This window comes from Terriglobales bacterium, assembly GCA_035624475.1.
GTDB lineage: Bacteria > Acidobacteriota > Terriglobia > Terriglobales > Acidobacteriaceae > DASPRL01.
In genome coordinates, this window is record DASPRL010000185.1 from 1 (window position 1) to 5,820 (window position 5,820).

Here is a 5,820-nt window from a genome sequence, read left to right on the forward strand (position 1 = left end):
GGCCATCTCCGCAGCCTCATCCACCACCTGCTGCATCCCCAGGCCCAGCCCCAGGTCTTCCATGAACTGCTTCTTGGTGCGGTTGGCGCCGTGCAGCGTGCCTTCCTCGTCCATCTTGACCTTGGACTGATTGTCCATCTCGGTGGCGGCGAGGGAGGCGGCGAGCTTGTCGGTCACCACCTTCTGCTCCTCGCCCTCGCGCAGCGTGATCTTGTCGAAGGCGAGGTGGAGGGAACCGGCACGGCTGAGGCGCCGCGGCGGCACCAGTTTCGAGATGTGGCCGTCGAAGACGCTGCCTTCGGGCAGCACCAGCACGCCTTCCTGGGTGCGCACCGGCTCCAGCAGGCGGGCCTGGAAGGTGTCCCCCTGGTGGCTGCCGCTGGCACTCAGATCGCTGAGCAGCAGCAGGCGCGCGTGTGTTCCCGGGGGCAGAGTGATGGGGCCGGCGAGAGCGGCGATGGCCGTCGCCGCGCCGCCGGCGGCTGCCGGGACTTCCACCGCCCGCTCCAGTTGCACCGCCAGCACCGGATGCCGGTACTGCTCCCACTGCTTGTGTCCTTTCTGGATGCTCTCGACCCGGCCCACCCCCGGCAGCATGCCCGCCATCTGCTTGGCGCTGTCGCCGCCCACCTGCACCTCCTCGCCCCTGGTGTGCAGGCGCACCACCTCCCCGGCCTGCACGTACGAGATCTGGATGGGAATGGGCGCGCCGTTGGGCGGAGTGAAAGTGGCGGAGCGGAAGTCGATGCGGTAGCCGTACTTGGCCGGGGAGGTGAGACTGCCCAGGTGCTCGAAGAAGCCCTGCTTCCCGCCGCCCACCTTCTCTTTCTCCACCTTCTCGACGATGACCTCGACGCGGGCGCCGGCGGGGATGGCTTCCCGGTCGACCACGTAGACCGGGCGCATGACTTCGCCCTCCAGGCGCGTTCCCGGCTGCAGCTTGGCGACGTTCACCGGTCCCGCGAGCATGACGCGCAGGATGTCGCCCGCAGGCACCGAGCAGGTCGGCGCGGAAGCTGGCGGCGCGGCGGTCTGCGCCACCAGGGGCGCACGGCTGGCGGGGAGAAGCGAGGCAAGGGTGAGAAGAAGGACGCGTCTGGTTCCGACTGCAGGCATGGGGCCCTCACAGCATGTGATCCCGTGGCCGGACAGCGGGCAGCGCGCGCAAGAGTGAGCACCGCCGGACAGCGAGTGGCAGACATTCTACGCCCGATCCGCAGGCTGCGGTTCTGCCCAAAAGGTAGGGATTCCTAAACGGGAAGCGGCGCCTCAGGGCTCGCGGCCGCCGCGGCCACCGGCGCCGGCGGGGCCGCCACAGCGGGCTCCAGGGCGGGCGCGTGCTCGCGGAACCACAACGCCTCGGCGGCACGCTGCCAGTAGCGCGTCCCCAGCCAGAGGATGAGGATGGCCTGTCCCAGCAGGAAGGCCAGCCCCACGCGCTCCGGCGGCAGCTTCACCCACAGCCACAGGCCGGCCGCCAGGCCCAGCCAGCCCACCAGCGAGATGGAAAAGTAGATCCAGAAGAGACGGAAACAGCCCCGGCGCAGCAGGCGGAAGCCGGTCGCGATGGAGCGCCAGAACCTGCCGCTGTGCACCAGCGCGAACTGCGTCAGGTCGAACCACAGGCGCAAGACGACCGCGGCCACCCACATCACCAGCAGCGTGCCCAGGCCCACGTAGAAATAGAGGCGCGGCTCCGGCGACTTCTCCGCCCAGCTCAGCAGGGCGTCGCGCGCGAGGCTGAGCACGCCCAGCACGATGCCGAAGACCGGCAGGGTCAGCACGGCGAACCAGAAGAAGCGCCAGAACCAGTGGCCGCACGCCTGAAAGAAGGCGCCCCTGCGCGGATGCTCCTCGGAGAGGAAGCCCTGCACGATGCCCGGGGTGAGGAACAACGTGACCAGTCCGAAGGCGATGGCGAAGGAGAGGGAGGCGGGAGCCAGGAGGCGGGGCGTGACCTCCGGCCGCAGCAGCAGGTCGAGGAAGACGGCCAAGTCAAAGCCGTGGGCCAGCCGCTGCGCCTCCAGACTGGTGTTGAGCACGCTGCCGAACTCGGCGGAGAGGGCGGTGCTGGCCAGCGCCGCCAGCACCAGGTTCGACAGATAGAGCCAGGCCAGGCCGGGCCAGTCGCGCCGGGCCAGCCCCGCGCCGCGTCCGATGTATCCTCCGCCGCTCGCCATTCTCCTCTTCTCCTAGATCAGCCACGACACGATCTGCGCCATCCACTGGTTGAAGAAGAGCCAGTAGTTGTGCAGTTTGCGCGCCGCGGTGGTGTCGGGCTTGGCGGTGCGGCTGTTGTTGAACAGGTCGCGGTCGAGATAGATGAGGTGGTCGGGGTCCACCTCGGCCGAGACCACCTTGGCCTTCTTGTCGTAGGTGTAGCGCACCCAGCGGTCTTTGCCGTCCCAGTTCTCGCGCACCACCTGCCCGTCGTCGAAGCGCACTTCCACCGTGACCGGGAAGATGAAATCACCCCTGCGGTGGACCAGCACCTGGCTGCGGAAGACGGCCCCGCTGTCGCGCTCCGGCTTCCACCAGTTCACCGGTTCGGAGGTCACGCTCAGGACCTCGTAGTCCAGTACCTGGGTGCCGTAGACGGCCTGGTCGAAGAAGGGGCGCAGGTCCTTGCGCCCGGAGACCTCTTCCACCGTCTTCAGGAAATCCTCCCCGGTGGGATGGGTGAAGCGGTAGCGCAGGAAGTAGGTGTGCAGGGCGCGGCGCATCGTCTCCTTGCCCACCATGCCGTCCAGGGTGTGCAGCACGCTGGCGGTCTTGCCGTAGGTGACGTTCCCGTAGGCGCCGTTGTTCATGAACTCGTAGGCCTTGCGGGTGATGGGATCGGTGTCGGGCGAGCGCACGTAAAAGGTGTGGGCGAAGAGTTCGGTGTCGCCGGCGGTGGCGCCCCAAAGATCGAGCAGCGAGCGGTCGGGGCCGTAGAGCTCGTCCATGATGCTGGTCTCGCTGTACTGGTTGATGCCCTCGTCCAGCCACGCCTCCTCGAATTCGTTGGTGGCCACCATGCCGTACCAGTACTGGTGGCCGTACTCGTGCACCACCACCACCTCGGGCGCGAGCAGGCCGCGGGGCATCCACCAGTTGGTGTCGGCGGTGAACAGCGTGGGGTACTCCATGCCGCCGGCGCGGGAGTCGGGATCGGGGTCCACCAGCGTGATCTGCTTGTAGGGATAGGGGCCGAACCAGTGATCGAAGTAGTACATGGCCTGGCGCAGGGCGGTGAGATAGCGCTGCGCCTGCGCGGCGTGCGGGCGCAGCACCAGGGCGCGCATCTTCACCGGGCCGGCGCTGCCGGGGAAGGTGCCCTCGGCGACCACGAAGCGCGGCGAGGCGGTCCAGGCGAAGTCGTGGATGTCCTCCCCGTGCCAGGTCACGGTGCGGGTGCCGTCGGGATTGTCCTGGCTGCCGACCTCGATGCCGCTGGCCCCGGTGACGTAACGGCGCGGCAGCGTCAGCTTCACGTCGTACACCCCGAAGTCGGCGAAGAACTCGGTGTTCAGGTGGAACTGGTGGCAGTTCCAGCCGCCGTGCCACCACACCCCCACCTTGGGAAACCACTGCGCACCCATGATGAAGTCGTGCATGTAGCCGGTGCGCGCCACCACCTCGGGAAAGACGTCGTAGAACTTGATGTGAAAGGTGACCGACGCCCCCGGCGGCACCGGCTTGGGCAGCTTCACCTCGACCACGCTGCGGTCGCCGGCGTTGTCGTCGTCGGGATGGATGAACTGCAACTGCCCGGTGAGGTCGCCCATGCCCTCCACCGTCATTTGCTGGATGTTGACGGCGCCGCGGTTCTTCTCGCTCCACTCCAGGGTGGGAAAGTCCCGGTGACCCTCTTGCGCCCAGGTGGACTCCGGCTGGAAACCGTTCAGGTACATGTGAAAGGGGAAGGTGTCGAGGGGCTGGCCGGTGAGATTGCGATAGACCAGGGTCTCGGTGGCGTCGAGGGTGTGGGCCTTCTCGTTGTACTTGGCCTCGATGGTGTAGTGCACCACGCGCGGGGAGAGCGGCTTGCCGTCGGCCGAATAGACGGCGGCGGGATTCACCGCCTGCTCCCAGGTCTGGGCGCGGGCGGCGCCCAGCGCCAGGAAGACGGCGGCGGCGGCGAGCAGCAGGCTGCGGGCTCTGGGCACGCGCGGCATTGTATCGCAGCGGCTCACTTCCCCAGCGCCTCCAGCTCGGCAGTGGCGGAATCGAGGAGCGCGGCCTCGTTCTCCAGCACCTTGGCCACCCGCAGGATCTCGCTGTCGGCCTCAGCCCAGCGCTTCTGCTCGATGGCCTCGCGCACCCCCGGCACCGTCTTCACGTCGTAGCCGGTATAGACGCCGGGCGCGTACAGCATGTGCTGGTACCAGGGACGCCGGGGCAGGCCCGCGGGATCGGTGAGCTTGCGCTCGCTCTCCAGCAGGGTGGCGTTGAGCGCCTCCAGCGACGCGGCGGGCAGGGCTGCGCCCGCGCGCTCGCGCGCCTGCGCCAGCGCCTTCTGGTAGCGCGCGGCGCTGCGCGTGAGCGCGTCGGCGGCGTTCTCCAGGGGCGCAAAGTCGAGGTGCGGCGGCACCTCCTCGCGCGCCGGCGCCACCGTGGGGCGGCGCGGGTCCATGGCGGCGCGGAAGACGCCTTCGTCCAACTCCCGGTCGCGCTCCCGCACCTCCTCCTGTTGCTGCTTCAGCAGCTCCTGGAGCTGCTTCAGGTAGACATGCACAGTATCGGCCAGGTCGGTGAACTCATAGGGCAGGACCTCGGCGTCGGCCAGGCGGAGCACGGCCGTGCCTGCGGTCTGCGCCAGCGCCCGCCCATACACGAAGTCGGTGTCGGAAAAGTGCGAGTACCAGTAGAAGTCGTCGTAGATGGAGTGGTAGATGCCGCCCGGGTCCTCACCGCCGTAACCCAGGTTGAGCGCGGGCACGCCCAGGTGGTCGAGGAAGACGGTGTAGTCGGTGCCCGAGCCCAGCGCGGCCAGGCGCAGGTCGGGACGCTGGCGCAGTTCCTGGCGCTCCTCGGCGCTCCGGGCCTCGGCGATATCGTGGAGCTGGTGGCGCTTCCACACCGAGAGCCCGCTCTCCGGGTCGGGGATGTCGCGCGCCACTGCGTTGAGGAAGTGCTCCAGGATGTGCGAGCCGGAGAAAAACAAATAGCCGCGGCCGTTGGTGTCGGAGTTGAGGTAGGCGACGGCCTTGTGGCGCAGCTCGTCGGCGTGGGCCTCGCCCCACGCGGTGGAGCCCAGCAGCATGGGCTCTTCCCCGTCCCAGGCGCAGTACAGGATGGTGCGCCGCGGCTTCCAGCCCTGCTTCAGCAGTTGGCCGAGCGCGCGCGCCTCCTCCAGCAGCGCCACCTGCCCGGAGACCGGATCCTCGGCGCCGTTCACCCAGGCGTCGTGGTGATTGCCGCGCACGACCCACTGCTCGGGCTCGACCGCTCCCGGGATGCGGGCGATCACGTCGTACACCTTCTTCATCTCCCAGTTGGACATGACCCGGAGGTGGACCTTGGCGGGGCCGGGACCGACGTGGTAGGTGATGGGCAGAGCGCCGCGCCACTCCCGCGGCGCCAGCGGGCCCCGCAGCGCCGCCAGCAGCGGCTGCGCGTCGCCGTAAGAGAGCGGCAGCACCGGGATCTTGGTGATGCTGGGCGCGTCCTTCACCGCCAGGTGCTGGTCGCCGTCGGGGCCGCCCACCGGGTTGCCGGGATAGGAGGAGGGGAAATCCATCACGCTGCCGCGCTGCACCCCTTCGCGCGGACGCATGGGGCCTTCGGGAAAGACGTCGCCGGCGAAGTAGCCGTCGTCGCGGGGATCGGAGTAGA

The 5,820-nt window shown here is 68.8% G+C and carries 4 protein-coding genes; all 4 read right to left on the reverse strand.

The features are described from left to right. Positions 1-1,116: hypothetical protein (locus VEG08_07705; protein HXZ27872.1), on the reverse strand; the 1,116-nt coding region annotated here is incomplete at its 3' end. A gap of 134 nt (positions 1,117-1,250) precedes the next feature. Beyond that, a complete protein-coding gene (locus tag VEG08_07710) occupies positions 1,251-2,180 on the reverse strand; it encodes a hypothetical protein (GenBank protein HXZ27873.1) in 930 nt (309 codons plus the stop codon). A gap of 12 nt (positions 2,181-2,192) precedes the next feature. Further along, on the reverse strand, positions 2,193-4,151 hold the full coding sequence (locus tag VEG08_07715; protein ID HXZ27874.1) for a M1 family metallopeptidase: 1,959 nt from the start codon (positions 4,149-4,151) through the stop codon (positions 2,193-2,195). 23 nt (positions 4,152-4,174) lie between these two features. Then, positions 4,175-5,820 (reverse strand): transferrin receptor-like dimerization domain-containing protein (locus VEG08_07720; protein HXZ27875.1); only part of this gene is annotated, 1,646 nt, incomplete at its 5' end.

Excerpts from the sequence above, each read along its gene's own strand:
- VEG08_07710 (HXZ27873.1), bottom strand. The coding sequence starts at position 2,180 with ATGGCGAGCGGCGGAGGATACATCGGACGCGGCGCGGGGCTGGCCCGG.